This is a genomic window from Actinomyces sp. ph3 (assembly GCF_000308055.1).
Lineage (GTDB): Bacteria > Actinomycetota > Actinomycetes > Actinomycetales > Actinomycetaceae > Pauljensenia.
In genome coordinates this window covers 40,664-55,230 of sequence record NZ_CAGY01000008.1, presented here as the reverse complement: position 1 = coordinate 55,230, position 14,567 = coordinate 40,664, and the positions used below count along the sequence as shown (strand labels likewise).

General features: G+C 53.1%; 10 protein-coding genes and 1 pseudogene. 7 read left to right on the top strand and 4 right to left on the bottom strand.

Annotated features, from left to right (window positions below):
* Positions 1-68 precede the first annotated feature (68 nt).
* Positions 69-956, top strand: a complete 888-nt coding sequence (locus HGAS_RS07735; RefSeq protein WP_009408233.1) for an ankyrin repeat domain-containing protein — start codon at positions 69-71, stop codon at positions 954-956.
* On the opposite strand, the pseudogene HGAS_RS08565 reads toward HGAS_RS07735, so the two are convergent.
* A pseudogene (locus tag HGAS_RS08565) lies at positions 951-2,272 on the bottom strand (ISL3 family transposase). The gene HGAS_RS07735 and the pseudogene HGAS_RS08565 sit on opposite strands and share 6 nt — an antisense overlap.
* 264 nt (positions 2,273-2,536) lie before the next feature.
* Between HGAS_RS08565 and HGAS_RS07725 the strand changes: the two are divergent.
* A complete protein-coding gene (locus tag HGAS_RS07725; protein WP_019127229.1) occupies positions 2,537-3,052 on the top strand; it encodes a DUF308 domain-containing protein in 516 nt (171 codons plus the stop codon).
* A 367-nt stretch (positions 3,053-3,419) separates the two neighbouring features.
* Here HGAS_RS07725 and HGAS_RS08560 read toward each other — a convergent pair whose 3' ends face one another.
* Positions 3,420-3,830 carry a hypothetical protein gene (locus HGAS_RS08560; RefSeq protein ID WP_199774004.1) on the bottom strand — a complete coding sequence of 137 codons (411 nt, stop codon included), beginning with the start codon at positions 3,828-3,830 and terminating at the stop codon, positions 3,420-3,422.
* 96 nt (positions 3,831-3,926) lie between these two features.
* Between HGAS_RS08560 and HGAS_RS08825 the strand changes: the two genes are divergently transcribed.
* Complete coding sequence (locus HGAS_RS08825; protein WP_009408230.1) at positions 3,927-4,067, top strand: hypothetical protein; 141 nt, start codon at positions 3,927-3,929, stop codon at positions 4,065-4,067.
* Positions 4,068-4,076: 9 nt separating this feature from the next.
* On the opposite strand, the gene HGAS_RS07715 is transcribed toward HGAS_RS08825, so the two are convergent.
* Positions 4,077-5,711 carry a DEAD/DEAH box helicase gene (locus HGAS_RS07715; RefSeq protein WP_019127227.1) on the bottom strand — a complete coding sequence of 545 codons (1,635 nt, stop codon included), beginning with the start codon at positions 5,709-5,711 and terminating at the stop codon, positions 4,077-4,079.
* Positions 5,712-5,897: 186 nt separating this feature from the next.
* Here HGAS_RS07715 and HGAS_RS07710 point away from each other — a divergent pair, with 186 nt between their 5' ends.
* Positions 5,898-6,521: a ferritin-like fold-containing protein gene (locus HGAS_RS07710; protein ID WP_009408228.1), complete on the top strand. Its 624-nt coding sequence runs from the start codon at positions 5,898-5,900 to the stop codon at positions 6,519-6,521.
* Between the two features lie 37 nt (positions 6,522-6,558).
* Here the strand turns inward: HGAS_RS07710 and HGAS_RS07705 are convergent, their stop codons facing one another.
* A complete protein-coding gene (locus HGAS_RS07705; RefSeq protein ID WP_019127226.1) occupies positions 6,559-6,783 on the bottom strand; it encodes a DUF3107 domain-containing protein in 225 nt (74 codons plus the stop codon).
* A gap of 220 nt (positions 6,784-7,003) precedes the next feature.
* Here HGAS_RS07705 and HGAS_RS07700 point away from each other — a divergent pair, with 220 nt between their 5' ends.
* From HGAS_RS07700 to HGAS_RS07690, 3 genes are all read left to right on the top strand, one after another.
* Positions 7,004-7,789, top strand: a complete 786-nt coding sequence (locus HGAS_RS07700; RefSeq protein ID WP_019127225.1) for a DUF5067 domain-containing protein — start codon at positions 7,004-7,006, stop codon at positions 7,787-7,789.
* 137 nt (positions 7,790-7,926) lie between these two features.
* Positions 7,927-11,073 carry a PD-(D/E)XK nuclease family protein gene (locus tag HGAS_RS07695; RefSeq protein ID WP_034234157.1) on the top strand — a complete coding sequence of 1,049 codons (3,147 nt, stop codon included), beginning with the start codon at positions 7,927-7,929 and terminating at the stop codon, positions 11,071-11,073.
* Positions 11,070-14,480 (top strand): ATP-dependent helicase, encoded by a 3,411-nt coding sequence (locus HGAS_RS07690; RefSeq protein WP_019127223.1) that lies wholly within the window; start codon positions 11,070-11,072, stop codon positions 14,478-14,480. The genes HGAS_RS07695 and HGAS_RS07690 overlap by 4 nt, the downstream gene beginning before the upstream one ends.
* Positions 14,481-14,567 lie beyond the last annotated feature (87 nt).

Here is a 14,567-nt window from a genome sequence, read left to right as displayed (position 1 = left end):
GTGCGTTCTGAATAGAGGCGTGAGTCAAGACGCCATTCTTGAAGAATAACGTTCACACGGAGGCTGGTATGCGCAAAACTCTCCCCAACGACATCAAAGAAATCCTCGCAAGCGGGGACGTCGAGGCCGTGGCTGAGGCAGTGAAAAACTGCGAGATTGGCGCATACCTGCGAAGTGAATACGGAAAGCCCAAGCTTTTGCACCTCCTCTGCTCGCAAGAGATTGTCGAGTTCTTGGTCGTTCGAGGCGAGGACATCAACTGTCGCAATGAACGCGGACAAACCCCCATTCACTGCCGCGTTAAGAACCGTCGACCCGATCTGATCCCCGGTCTCATTGCCCTTGGCGGCGATATCAATGCCCGAGATAACGCGGACCAAACTCCGTTGTTCGGCGCTGTCGAACGCCAAGACGCGCCCGAGGTGGAACAGATGATCCAATGGGGTGCTGACCCCACTCTTGATGCGCATTCAATAATCTATGGGGACTACACGCTGACGAAGTACGCGCTGAGTTGGTACAACTTGTTCGATTCTCCCAGAATCCTGCGTATTTTCAATGTCTTGCGTGCCCACGGCGCGCACCTAAGCGGCGAGGAATACAAAGCTCTTCAAGCCATGGATAAAGATCGCTGCTCGATCATCGCACACAGCCTCGAAGACGCTAACAATCCCCGCTTCCTTGAAGCCGCGGAAGCCTTGCGGCAGCTGTGTGAAATGTTTGGCGTCGCTCAGCAAGTTGCACGTCCGGCACCAAGCGTTGGAGAAAAGCTTGAGCTCGATTCTTCAAAGAGCTGGAAGAAGCTTTCTGGCGAACTCTGGGACTTGCTCGTTCCACTTGATAATCAGGCCGAGACACTTCAAGGCGAAGCCATCAGGATCACGGGCAAGGTCGCCTACGAGGTCTACGACAATGGCGGCATTAACTGGGAACCGACCTTTAACGGCTCTTCATAATTGGGGGTGTAGTTGGGGTCTGAATCCTCCTGTTTCGAGGAGTGCTCGGGTGATGTAGTTGGTGAGGTTTCGGAATCCGAGTGCGGATCCGCGTAGGTGTTCGAGACGTCCGTTGATCGCTTCGGTAGGGCCATTGCTGGTGTGGGGGTGGTCGAAGTAGGCCAAGATGTCCCCGGCTCGGCGTTTGAGTGTCCTGCCCAGCGTTATGAGCTCGGTTAGGCCCCTCGGTACGCGCGTGGAGGTCAGTGTATTGATTTCGGCTTGCATCAGGGCCTTACCGCGGATTTTGTTGGGATCACGATAGGCGCCAGGTGATGTTCTGGTAGACGCTCCAAGTGACTTCGAGGGCGACGTGGTAATCGCTGGCGAACAGGTCGAGGATCTGGTGTTGCTGGCGTGGCGTGAGCAGGCAAGATCTGGTGTGTAACATCCTGCGGGCCTTGTACAGGGGATCCGTGGCACGCCCGCGCCGATGGTGGAGTTCTTGCTGGATGCGCCTGCGGCACTCATCGAGAGCATCACCGGCCAGGCGCACGACATGGAAGGGATCCATGACCGCCCTCGCGCCGGGGAGTTCTTCAGCGGCTGCGCTTTTGAATCCGGTGAATCCATCCATCGCGACGATCTCAATGCGTTCGCGCCAGGTGTGGGGCTGGGAGGCCAGCCAGGTTTTGAAAACCCGCTTGGAGCGGCCCGGGACCATGTCCAAGAGGCGCGAGGGGCCGCTGCGTTCTCGGATGGGTGTCAAATCCAAGATGACGGTGACGTATTTGTCGCCGTAGGGGGTGTGGCGCCACACGTGTTCATCCACGCCAATGACACGCACGCCTTCACACCGTGCTGGATCATTGATCAGCAGGCGCGCCCCTTCAGCCAGGACAGCAGTATTGGCGGTATTCCAGGACACGCCTAGGGCCTGGGCGACGCGCGCCACCGTCAGATGGTGGACCACCAGGCCCGTCAGTGCCCAGCGCACCGCCGCACGCGAGAGCTTCGCGCGCGGATCGGCCGCTTGACTCATGTCTTGACGCCACACGTGAGCACACTCTGGGCACCGGTAGCGGCGCACGCTCACATGCAAGATCGTGGGACGCCACCCGCAGGGCTCATGCGCCAAGCGCCTGACCACCGTGTCACGAGAAATGCCCTGGCACCCGCAGCGTCGACACCAGCCTCGGCGGCAGATCCCCCATCGAATACGAACTACACCAAGCGGCCTGGACAACGGCCGCATAAACAAACCGTCAACAACTTGCGCACAGGCCCAGGCGCGTGAACACGCTCAGATCAGGGCGATCAAAGATAGTATTGGCCATGTCGAGGTCTTTCAGATGGACGGTGTAGGAACCCCCATCATCGGAAGACCTCGACCCCTACCCAGCCACGACACGCCCAACCCCGCCCACAACACCTACACCCTCAAATGCGAAGAGCCGGTATTATACGGTATTCTATAGAACTGTGTCAACAGGATGGACATGTGAGTTTTGTGAAAACACAGTTTTATCGTTACAATTTGACATCCCCCATGATCTCACGTATACCGTAAATAAGCAGTACACATGATAGGAGGAACTATTGTGAGTGGTTCAAGCAAATTCTTCTTTATTTTATCGGGTATTGTAAGCATTATCCTGGGGATATTCTTACTCTTAAATCCCGTTATTTATCTCGTAGCTTATGCCTGGCTTTTTTCTATTATCTTTTTCGTCAGGGCGGTCAGCTCTATTATAAATTATTTTACGTTACCGTCTGAATTACGTAGCGGCTGGTATCTTATCAGCGGCATTATCGATGCTCTATTCGGTATCTATTTAATATTCGGCGGATTTGCATTCCTACCATTAGTACTCCCAATCACAATCGGCATCTGGATGGTAATTGAAGCCATCTTTATTTTCATTAAATCAAGAAAGTCCGACAGCATGGTATCACTCATGGGACGCAATGCAAAATGGCTTGCACTAATTCTTTTACTATTAGGCCTATTACTCATATTCCAGCCGATTGCTTCCGGTGTGGTATTTATCTACTTTATCGCTTTCGGTTTCTTATTTGACGGAATTTATTCCATCGGTGAGGCTTTTATAAAATAGAATATAACTAAATAATTACACTATAAGATCGACCATGTACTGCCAAATAGCTGTCATAAATTACGATGTCTATTTCGTATTTGTGGCAGCTATTTTATTTGTTTTGGCTAGCCGTCATGGTAAATGTATTCGCCTACTACATTTGCAAGTGGTTAGACGCTTTTCTAGCTCTTTTATTTAGCAACTAGCCCAACGCTCTAACATTAGCGTAATAATGGGGTTATAGGACAAAAATTAGTACAACCCTGTAGTAATTTAAAATCCCCTTGATCAGTACCAAGATACTCATCAAAGGGATTATATTAATTATGAAAAAGACAAACAGCCCTTCGTTATCCTAGGATCGCTATTAAATTCAAGTCGCATCTTAGGCTTTAAATATAACACCATTATGCTCTAGTTGTTCCACTGTTTTTTTACCAATGCTCGGTAGCATCAATACTTCTTGTTTAGTAATTGTTTTAAAATCATCTACTGTGTATAGGCCGGCTTGTGAAAGTGTAATTTGTGCACCGAACCGTATATTGTCATATACCGGATTTCCACGCAAAGCCCCACCTTTAGCAACCTCTACGGGGCTCATATGAGCGGACTCGCGTTTTCCCATATAACTATCATTAGAGTACCGATTTATAACAGTTCGACCGGTAACACGTTCATACGCATCATATAGAGTCTGCCATAATGGACTTTCAAAACCCACTAATTGAGTTGGTAAAAATGAGATAGCAGTATATAAGCTTATTAATTCTCGTGGGTCAGAATCTATATTGCTCACTTGGTCTACCATATACATAATAGGGGCTCTTCATAATTGGGGGTGTAGTTGGGGTCTGAATCCTCCTGCCAGGTCCCCCTCAGTGCAGACGTGCTTGTGCGCGCCAAGCAAGCAGTGGGGGACCTTCGCGGTGGAAAATCAACCGAGGCCAGCGATGTCTTGAGGGAAGCCGCTGTTCACTGGGTGCTTGCGAACCCTGTCTTACGCGCAAACACCATGCCTTTCCTCGGCCGGTAAACGCACGCCTTACTCTTCGCTGCCCTTACGGCGGCGCACCCGCTTACGCGGAGCGGGGGAGTGCTCGCCTCGGCCTCGGCCCTTGGTTCCGCGGTCAGAACGTCCTTGCTTTCCGGAATTCAGTGTCTGATCGCCATCCTTGCGGGTACGGCGTCGGGTGCGGGTACGTTCGCCAGAAGTTGAACGCTCCCCGCGGCCTCCCGAGCGGGCAGATGAACGGCCACCGCGGCCTCGGCCTCGGCCACCACGCGAGGAACCACCCAAGTCCTCAATCTTCTCTGCGCTCAGCCCCTCGCGCGTACGCTGCGCGCGTGGAAGACGTCCTGTAACGTCCTCGGGAATATCCAAGTCCGTGTACAGGTGCGGCGAGGTGTGGTAGGTCTCCAGAGGCTCGGGAACTCCCAAGCCCAAAGCCTTCGAGATCAACGACCAGCGCGGAACATCATCCCAATCCACGAAAGTTACCGCTGTGCCCGAATTACCGGCGCGACCAGTACGGCCAATGCGGTGAATGTAGACCTTCTCGTCTTCGGGGCACTGGTAGTTGATGACGTGGGTGACATCGTCAACGTCGATACCGCGTGCGGCAACATCCGTTGCGACCAAAACATCGACCTTGCCATTGCGGAAGGCGCGCAGAGCCTGCTCACGCGCACCCTGACCAAGATCGCCGTGAAGGGCAGCAACCGCAAAACCGCGCTCGGTGAGCTCATCAGCAACGCGCGCAGCGGCGCGCTTGGTGCGGCAGAAAATCACTGCGCGACCGCGGCCTCGTGCCTGCAGGATGCGAGCCACGACCTCGGTCTTATTCATGGCGTGAGTGCGGTAAATGACCTGCTGGACCGTGTTGACGGTCTGACCTTGGTCATCGGGATCCTGCGCGCGGATGTGGGTCGGCTGGGTCATGAACTTGCGAGCCAGCGTGATCACCGGCCCGGGCATAGTTGCCGAGAAGAGCATCATGTGACGGTCCGCGGGAATGCGCGAAAGCAAGGTCTCCACGTCGGGGAGGAAGCCCAAGTCAAGCATTTCGTCGGCCTCGTCAAGGACAACGTTCTCCACGCCGTTCAGGTGCAATACGCCTTGACGCAGCAGGTCAATTAAGCGTCCGGGGGTGCCGACGACGATATCCGCCCCTCGCTTGAGTGCCTCAATCTGTGGTTCAAATGCGACACCACCGTAGATGTCAACAATGCGTGTTGAGAGCTTAGAAGCCGCTGTGCGGAGGTCCTCGGCCACCTGCTTGGTGAGCTCACGGGTCGGCAAAATAATGAGCGCCTGAGGCATATTTGGGTTGAGAAGGTCCTCGTAGCCCTCTTCATCCGGGGCGATGACGTCCTCCAATACTGGGATGCCGAATCCCAGAGTCTTACCGGTACCGGTTTTTGCCTGACCGATGATGTCGTGGCGATCCAGAGCGACGGGAAGAGTCAGTGCCTGGATAGGGAAGGGGTGAGTGATGCCGCGTTCTTCAAGCGCATCAACAATGGGGTCACTGACCCCGAAATCAGCGAAAGACTTCGCTTCGTATGTTTCATTTCCCGAGTTCGTAATATCGGGGGTGGTTTCATCTTCTTGGGTCGAAGGGGCTTTGATTGAGCCCAAACGTACGACGCCAGCAGAGTAGTCAGACGGTGAAGTCACGATCAACCTGTTCTGGGAAAAACCCGTTGGAAATTGCAGCCGATCGCGGTTCTTCTTCAAGGGGCAAAGGCGCCCGGGCAAAATATCTCACGTGCGATCGGTCAGCACTGTCATTTGTATTCTACGAGGTTGACGCGGATCGCTCGAGGAGGAACCCGTCACGTTTATCTGATGTAGTGTTAGTGCATGGAACGCACCTATGAACCTGTGCCGGATCGCGACGCTGACGTTGTCGGTCTGATCGCGTATTCGATTTTGGCTGCAATGACACGCTTGGCTAAGGACAGTGACCAGGCTCCGACTTTCGAGGCGAAGGTCGAGCATGCGCGCATGGCCACTCGAGTTTTCGATACCTACACCCAGGTTGAAACGTGGTGTCAGCATCGCGGCGTTGACTTAGCTGAGAAAGCTCAGGCTTTTGATGGGCTATATGACGATCTGGATGCCCGTACGCGACCGACGACCTGGTATGAGCGCACGGTTAAAACCTATGTGACCCTGGGAATCTTAGGTGGCCTGCTGCGTGAGATTGCGTCGCGTAAAAACCTGTTCCCGGAAGCAAAGTGGGATCTTGAGCAGGGGGAGTGGGAGCGCCAGAATTTGGCTCCGATTTTCGAGGCCGATGAGCAGCTTGCCGCTCGCCTGTCGTTGTGGGCGCGAAGGGTTGCCGGAGAGGTTTTGGGATTGGTGCGTTCAACCCTGTTCATGCACCCTGAATTATCAGACTCTCCTGAAGATGCAGATGCTATTGCTCAGACTTTGAGTGTTGAGCATGCAGAACGCATGAAAGGAATCCACCTGCGCGGTTAGACGCAGGTGGATAGGTGTCAGGTCATTCGGCTCGCTTTTAGTGAATTGCAAAGCCGACGCGGTGCGTTTGCGGGGCAGTCACGCGCACGTAGGAAATTGCCTGGGCAGGAATGAGTGTTTTCTCTCCCTTGGTGTCCGTAAGGATCAGGGGAGTCTGCTCGCGTAGGGAATTGGTGACTTGGGCGAAGAGTTCGTCTTCGCTGAGGTCCAGCTCAAGGTCGAGTTCGCGCGGGCTGGCGTTGATACCGATCGTGATGTTCACTGCGACTCCCAGATGTTGTGGATCGAATGGTTTTCTGTGTCCCCATAGTACGTGCAGACGGGGGGAGCGGGCCTGCTATTTCTGCAAGGGCGTAATTGTGGGGCAGTCGAAGCGTCGCCGCGGTTTAGTGTCTAAGTGGTGAGCAGGTAGGGTTGTGTTGACGAGTTGTTTTGTGTTCTGGCGGTAAAGCTTAAAGTTGAATCTACTCGAAAGGTGAACGATGTCTTTTCCTCCTTATCCTCAGGAAATGCCCGTTGAGGGGGTTTATTCGACTGTTCCTCCTCAAGGACAATTTGGAGTAGCAACTGTAGTTAAACCCTTATCTCCCCTTGCTATCACCGCACTCGTGTTGGGGATTATTTCTCTTCTCCTGTCCTGGATTCCGATTCTTCACAATCTAATTTTCATTCTGGCCCTTATTGCTACAGTCGTGGCAATCGTTGCTGTCGTTCAGACGCGCCCAAATAAGGCCCACCGCGGCTCCGGTATAGCAATCACTTCACTGGTGATTTCGATTCTTGCCATTGTTGTTGTTTTTGGAAGCCAAGCTATGTATTCGAAGGCTAATGGTAAGGCCTTCAGGCCACCTTCTGTATCGTCTCGAGCTTCCAAAGGTGCGGCGACCTCGGATGTTGTTCAGCTGGAGAACGGTAAAGTCACGATTGAGGTGAAGAAGGTCGAGGAGTCGGTAGATGACCAGGAAGGTGAGCCAACGGTCGCTGTGACATTAAAGATCACAAATAATGACACAAGTAGTTTGAATCCTTTTGCATACTATGTTGAGGTATCCCAAAACAAGGCTGCGCTCGATAGTGCAGTTTATTCCGATAATCTAATGCCTGAAGGATATGAGCCTATCGCGGACTCGGAAGAGCTCCCAGCTGGTAAAAGCATGACCCTTGTGAAAGGGTATGTTCTTCGCGATGCAGCTGCTCCAGTTACGCTGATGATTGACAGCACTGTCCCTTCAACGAAGGCATTCAAAAAGGAATATTCACTTCAGTAAAGGGTTAATCTCCCACCTTGAGTAGGACTGCCAGAATGTGCCCCCGAAGCCTCCGCTTCGGGGGCACATTTTTCTCAATTTCGCTCTGAAGCCCAAAGTGGTCTCCAAATGCCGGTGGCCTCTGTCAGAATCACTATATGAACAACACACCGGTGCGTATCACGGTTGGCTCTGAATTTTCAGGGCTACCGGAACTCAGCGACCATCAGCGCTTGCTGCTTAAGCAGATTACTGAAGGTGATGTTGTACTTCGCGGTGCACCCGGAAGTGGGAAGACGACTCTTCTTCTTGCTGCTGTTGCTGAACTAGTGCGCAACGACCACTCGTTTTTAGTTCTCACTCCGGATCGTTTGCGTGCCGATCAATTAATGCCTGCAGTACAAGCGCTTGCTCCCAATGCGGTACGCCCGGTTCGAACCCCCATTGGGTGGGCCTATTCAATCGTGTCGCAGTGGCGAAATACGCGTGATCAACCGCTGGGTGATGTTGAGCTCATGACGGGCGCAAACATGGATCGCATGGTCTCTCAACTGCTAGAAGAAACTGCGATTCAGTGGCCCGAAGAGCTTTCAGACACCATCCGTTCACTTCCGGCATTTCGGATGGAACTACGTGATCTCATTGATACTGCTGCAGAGTCTGGGACCACTGCTGAGCATCTCGAGCAGCTCGGTCGCATTCGCGCAATGAAGCAGTGGGTGAGCCTCGCACCCCTTCTCAGGAAGTGGAACGAACTTCCGCAGCTGGGGGTGGAGTACCGAGGAACCATGCTGGCGCACGGGGCTAGCCTGGGAAGGCAAGCTGCCAAGCTCCTTGCCCATTGGGATGATCGTGCGCACTCCGCTGGAGTACGGATTTTTGCCCCGATTCCACAGTATCTTCTGATCGATGACCTACAGGACTGCACTCCCTCGCTGCTGGCGCTACTTCATGTCGCGCACCAACTGGGAAGTCGTATCATTGCGTTCTCGAATCCGGATCTCTCAGTAACCTCATACAAGCGTGGTTATGCCCATATGGATCTCGATCTGGCCAGAATCCTCGACATTCAAATTGAAGATTGCGGGGCTGGCTACGTCGGTACTCCTCAGCTTCATGCTTTGACCCTTTCGCTTGCCTCACGCATTACGCAAAGCGGACCCGCCGGAAGAAGAAATGCCGCATTTGCTGGTGACTCTGAAAGACGGCTCGGTGAGCAAGGGATATTCATCCACAACTGTGCCAGCCTTGCACAGATGGGGGCGGCTTTGGGATATCAGCTGCGCTCCCATTACCTGCGTGACAACATTCCTTGGTCTCAGCAGGTAGTGATTGTTCGTTCGCAATCTCTTATTCAGCAGGCCAGAAGGGCCCTGAAACGTAGCAAAATTCCCCTTGCTGGAGGTCAGCAAGCTTTCAATTTTGCGTCCAATTCAATGACCAGCGCGTTGCTGAAAGCCTTAATTCCGAATGAAGACAATGGCGTTGGAGTTATCGATCGCTGGCTACGTTCAGATCTGATCTCGATCGATGCCCTGCACGTCAGTTCGCTCCTTCACAACTATGTTTGGGCGCATAGCGAACAGAAGTTGGCACAGGGACGCGTTCAGCACCTCAGCACAGATATGGTCTCCCGCATTCTTCAGGACTCCTCTCTTCTGTCACAGAATGTGGAAACGGAACTGCGCAAGCTTCTTAAGGCCTCGACGCTATGGAAAGAAGTAGAAGCCCTCAGCCCACAAAAAGCGCTCTGGGAAGCATGGGCGACGGCAGATGTAGCGGAGGAACTCAGTCAACGGGCATTAGCGCACGACTCGGATTCAGATTATTTTGATGACGTTTTAGATTCGGTGATTGCACTGTTTAGAGTCGCGGATATCTGGCAACAAAGAAATCCGCAGAGAACCGCCGCAGAGTTTGCGCGTGAGCTCCTTGAATCCGACGTCGCTACCGACACCATTGCTGCAACCGCATATCGTCACGAAGGGATCCAAGTTCTCACCCCGGAACAGGCAGTGGGGCGGCATTGGGATGTCGTGGCAATTTATGGGCTTCAAGATGGCAGCTGGCCAGATCTGCGGCTTCGACAGCGTTTGCTGCGCGCTGATCTTCTTGGGGAGATCACACGTAGTAACGACCCGGCCCAAGAAGTCATCGATGATCCTCGAATCCAACGCAGGTCAGTCTTAGACGATGAACTTCGGCGACTTCTTGCTGCTGTTTCACGAACGAATCTGGCACTGCACATTGGAGTTGTTTCCAATGAAGACCAGGCACCGTCACAATTTGTTGAACTCGTTGCACAGGGCGCGGGGATCGAGATTCCCGAAGACGGCTTTGCGATTGAAGACGTCCCGCCCGCATTAGATCTTTCTGGTCATATCTCCAGACTGAGGTATCTTGCCGCGCAGGAGCATGACCCCCAAACATCTCAGATTGCTACCCGTCTGCTTGCAATTCTTGCCAGACGCGGGGTGCCCAGCGCAATCCCCAGCAATTGGATTGGAGCCGGAGGGATCAGCTCGGATAGCCCGATCTACGAGCAGCAACGTGTCGCCGTGAGTCCTTCCAGTTTTGATAGTGCACGTCAATGTATTCTTCGCTGGTTCTTTGCTTCTAATAGCGGCACTTCAATGCCGACGCAGAGCGCAGCAGATGGCACCTTAATCCACAGTCTGGCCGAGCGCTTCCCATGCGGGCCTCGCAGCGCTGTTATGGATGCGCTCGAAGAAGAGATTCGTGCGATGGGCGTGGATGAAGGACAGGCTGCCAGCAAGATCCACATGGACCACCTTCGAGAGATGGCATCTGCGCTCGGTGAATATCTTGAGCAATCTACTCAAATGGGAAGTTGTGCAGATCCGAACGGAAACGTTCAAGTTGAAGTGCCCTTTGATGTTCCGATCTCTTCAGTTCACATCCGCGGAAGAATTGACCGAATGGAAGTGGAAGGCCGAGGCGTTCGGATTATTGACTTCAAGACCGGGAAGAAGGGAAATAAAACCGGCGCGAAGAAGGACCCGGACCATCCGCAGCTCGCTCTCTATCAACTCGCAGTCGAACAACTAGGTTATGAAGTTCTAGGAGCAGAGCTCAAATATCTTGGCTACGGTGACGTCCGAACTATCTCGCAAGACCCCTTAGACCCGGAAACAAGGGCGGATTGGATCAGCCAGCTTGATGAGATTGGGCAGAAAATGAAAGGCCCATCTTTTATCGCGACACCCTCTGATGAAGCATGCCAATACTGCGAGTTCGCCCGTTCTTGCCCGGCTCGTGAGCAAGGAAAGAGGAGTGTGGAATGAGCATCGATAGTTCACAGGTCAGTGTTGATGAAATTCTGCGTTTGGCCACCCCCCGAAGCCGCCAGTATTTTCCCCCCACAGATGAGCAGCGTGCCGTAATTGAAGCACCTCTTGAGCCCCTGCTTGTCGTTGCGGGAGCGGGCGCTGGGAAGACAACCACCATGTCACAGCGTGTGCTCTACATGGTTGCCCATCACGGAATCGAGCCGGAGCGAATTCTCGGCTTGACCTTTACGCGGAAAGCAGCCGGGGATCTGGGCCTCAAAATGCGACAAGACCTCGGGGTCTTGGCATCAAATCTTGGCCGTAATTTCCAAGGCGATCCAACGGCATTGACCTATAACTCTTTCGCCGCTCGAATCCTTGGCGAGTACGGCGCAACAATTGGGGTAGATCCCGACTCGCGCTTGATTGGACAGGCGCAGCAGGTTCAGATTCTCACGGAGATCGTCCAAAACTGGAGGGGAGAGTACCCAGAAGAAGACGGGCGATACAAACCAACGTCATCAATTGTTGCTGCGGTACTTTCGTTAAGTGGTCATATCGCGGAACAAAATATGACCCTTGACCAAGGGGCAAAAGCCCTTCGTGCATTTAGCGAAGAGCTGGAAGAAATCGCTCAATCTGCAGGAAAAGATCCGACCGGTTCCCTCAAATCCATGATTACCGTCAACGCCAATAGGATTCTGCTCCTTGATATGGCGCGGGTGTTTGAAGACTACAAACGCAGTCACGGTCTGATTGATTTTTCCGATCAGCTTCTTCTTGCAACACGAATCGTCACAGAGAACGCTTCAGTTGTCCGTCAGGTGCGCTCCGACTATCAAGCTGTCCTTCTCGACGAATTCCAAGATACGTCGGTTATCCAGATGACCTTCCTATCCGCCCTTTTTGCAGATCATCCAACCACCGCAGTCGGTGATCCCAGTCAAGCAATTTACGGTTGGAGAGGTGCTTCGGCATCCGCGCTCAGTAACTTCTTGACCGCATTTTCAACCCCGCATGAGGCAAAGCAGCTCACCCTATCTACCGCGTGGAGAAACGACCACGCGATCCTTCAGGCAGCAAATGCGGTTGCTCTTCCGCTGCGAGGCCTTCCCAGAATCGGGCAAGAAAACGGCTCGGGAAGCAGCTCCATTAAGGTTCCCCAGGTCAAACCTCCAGTTCTTGGGCCAAGGCCTCAAGCGGGAGAAGGGAAAGTCAGCGCAAGCTATCCGCTGACCTACCAGGAAGAACTTGAGCGTGTCGTCGAATTTATCCGACAGCATCGCATCCAAGACGAAAAAGGGAAGTGGAACACATGCGCTGTGTTGTGTCGTCGTCGTGCAGATTTTCCTGCGATTGAACGTGCACTCAAAGACGCAGATATCCCGGTTCAAGTTGTTGGTTTAGGAGGCCTCTTAGACCAGCCCTCGGTGAGTGACGTTCGAGCCGCCCTTGAGCTCGCTTCAGATCCGACGAATGCCCCAGCCCTTATGCGCCTTGTGACCGCGATGGATATTGGTGCGTCGGACCTTCTGGTTCTTAACCAATATGCAAAATACCGGGCTCGACAGGGAACACAGTCTGAACAGGAGCATCCGGATGTTTTCCTCATGGATGCCATCGATCAACTTCCGCCTGTGGGATGGCATGTACCTTCAGGAGGCCCGTCCTTTACCACTGTCGCACATGAACGGCTTTCGCTTCTTGCACGCCGACTTGAAATTATTCGTCAAGGAACCGGCAGGCCACTCGATGAACAAATCGAGCGTGCAATGTCCATCCTTGGGCTCAGAGAAGCCATCATGTCCGACCCCCTGGGCGACGGGGGAATGGAAATGCTCGATGCATTCGTTGATATCGCGGCTGACTACGAAGCACAGGTTGCAGGTGCTGATCTATCTGGATTCCTTACATGGCTAGCAGTCGCAGAGGAAGAAGAAAAAGGACTCCCAATCCCTACCAGCGCCACTCGAACCGATGCCGTCCAACTGCTGACGATTCACTCTGCAAAGGGATTGGAATGGGATTCGGTCGTAGTCTTTGGCCTACAAGATTCGCGCTTCCCTAACCACAGCGCCTCTCCAAGAGACTGGAAGCAGGACCCTCCGGGAGCGAAAGAATGGTTTAACTCTCTTTCAGAGTTGCCCTATCCCGTGCGCAGAGATTATTCGGACCTTCCCCAGATCGTCCCCGAAGAGTACGGGGAGATCGGAATAGCAGCATATTTCGATCTGCTTGCATCTGAAGCAACAAGTTCGCGGACGACTGCGATGAGTATCTTCAACAATCACATGCAGGGAAAATCCGGCAAGGAAACAAATAAAGACAGCATTCACTATCGCCAAGGAATTCACCATGAATGCGAAGAACGGCGTTTGGCTTATGTTGCATGGACTCGAGCACGACACGATCTGCTTCTCTGTGGTTCTTGGTTTGACTCAGGAAGCCTCAAACCGCGCGATCCATCTCGGTATCTCATGGAAACGGTCGACGCACTTGATCTAGATGCTCAGCAGATCGCTGCGCGACCTGACGAAGACTGGGAATCTGAACAGCTTATTGAGGTCGATACCCGACTACGGCAGTATCCAATCCTTCCAGGGCGTTCACGCCAACTGGTCATTGAAAGTGCTGCACGCGTTCAAGCTCTTTTAGATCAGAGCGAAGAGGATCTAGATGTCATGGATGCCAGCGGAGATCCCTTGATTCATGACACCCACTTACTGCTTGAAGAACGAGAAAAGGCTCTTCATTCAGCCCTTGATATTCACATTGATCGTGTTCGCGCCACTGGAATTTCGGACTTGATTGGGAAGGCAGATACGTGGATTAACAATATCCGCAGGCCTTTGCCCGTTGAACCTCAATCAAGTTCCGTGCTTGGCACAATCTTCCACAAATGGGTTGAAAAAGAACTTCACCTCAGTACCGGTGAGCTCTGGGACGAACCTGTGGAAGGCAGCGAAGCATTGGAAGCTTCTGATCAACAGCTGCTTGCTCAGATGCAAGAGAACTTCCATTCGCTAGACCTTGAACAGCTTGAACCCATTGCGATCGAAGAGCCCTTTGCGCTTACCCTTGCGGGAATATCTATTCAAGGAAGAATCGATGCGGTATTTAAAGATGCCAATGGCACATACACCGTCATTGATTGGAAGACATCGCACCTTCCGGGGAAGAACACGCCGCTTTCAACGTGGGAATACTACGCGCGTCAGCTTCAGCTCTACCGTATCGCCTGGGCACAGCGTGAAGGCCTCTCTCCCAATGAAGTGCAGGCTCAAGTGTGCTTCCTCAGGGGCCCCATTAGCTACAGCATCGATGACATCGTGACTCAAACCGGTGCGCCCGTCGATCAGCTTGAATCACAGCTGACTCAGGCGCTCACCGAACTCCAGAAGAAAAACCCCAGCTCGCACTAACGGACAGTGAAGGGAGGAACGAGCGCGCGCTGAAGGCATCCGCCTAGCGCCGCAGAGCACCGCGCAGAAAAGTAGAAATCTGAGAAA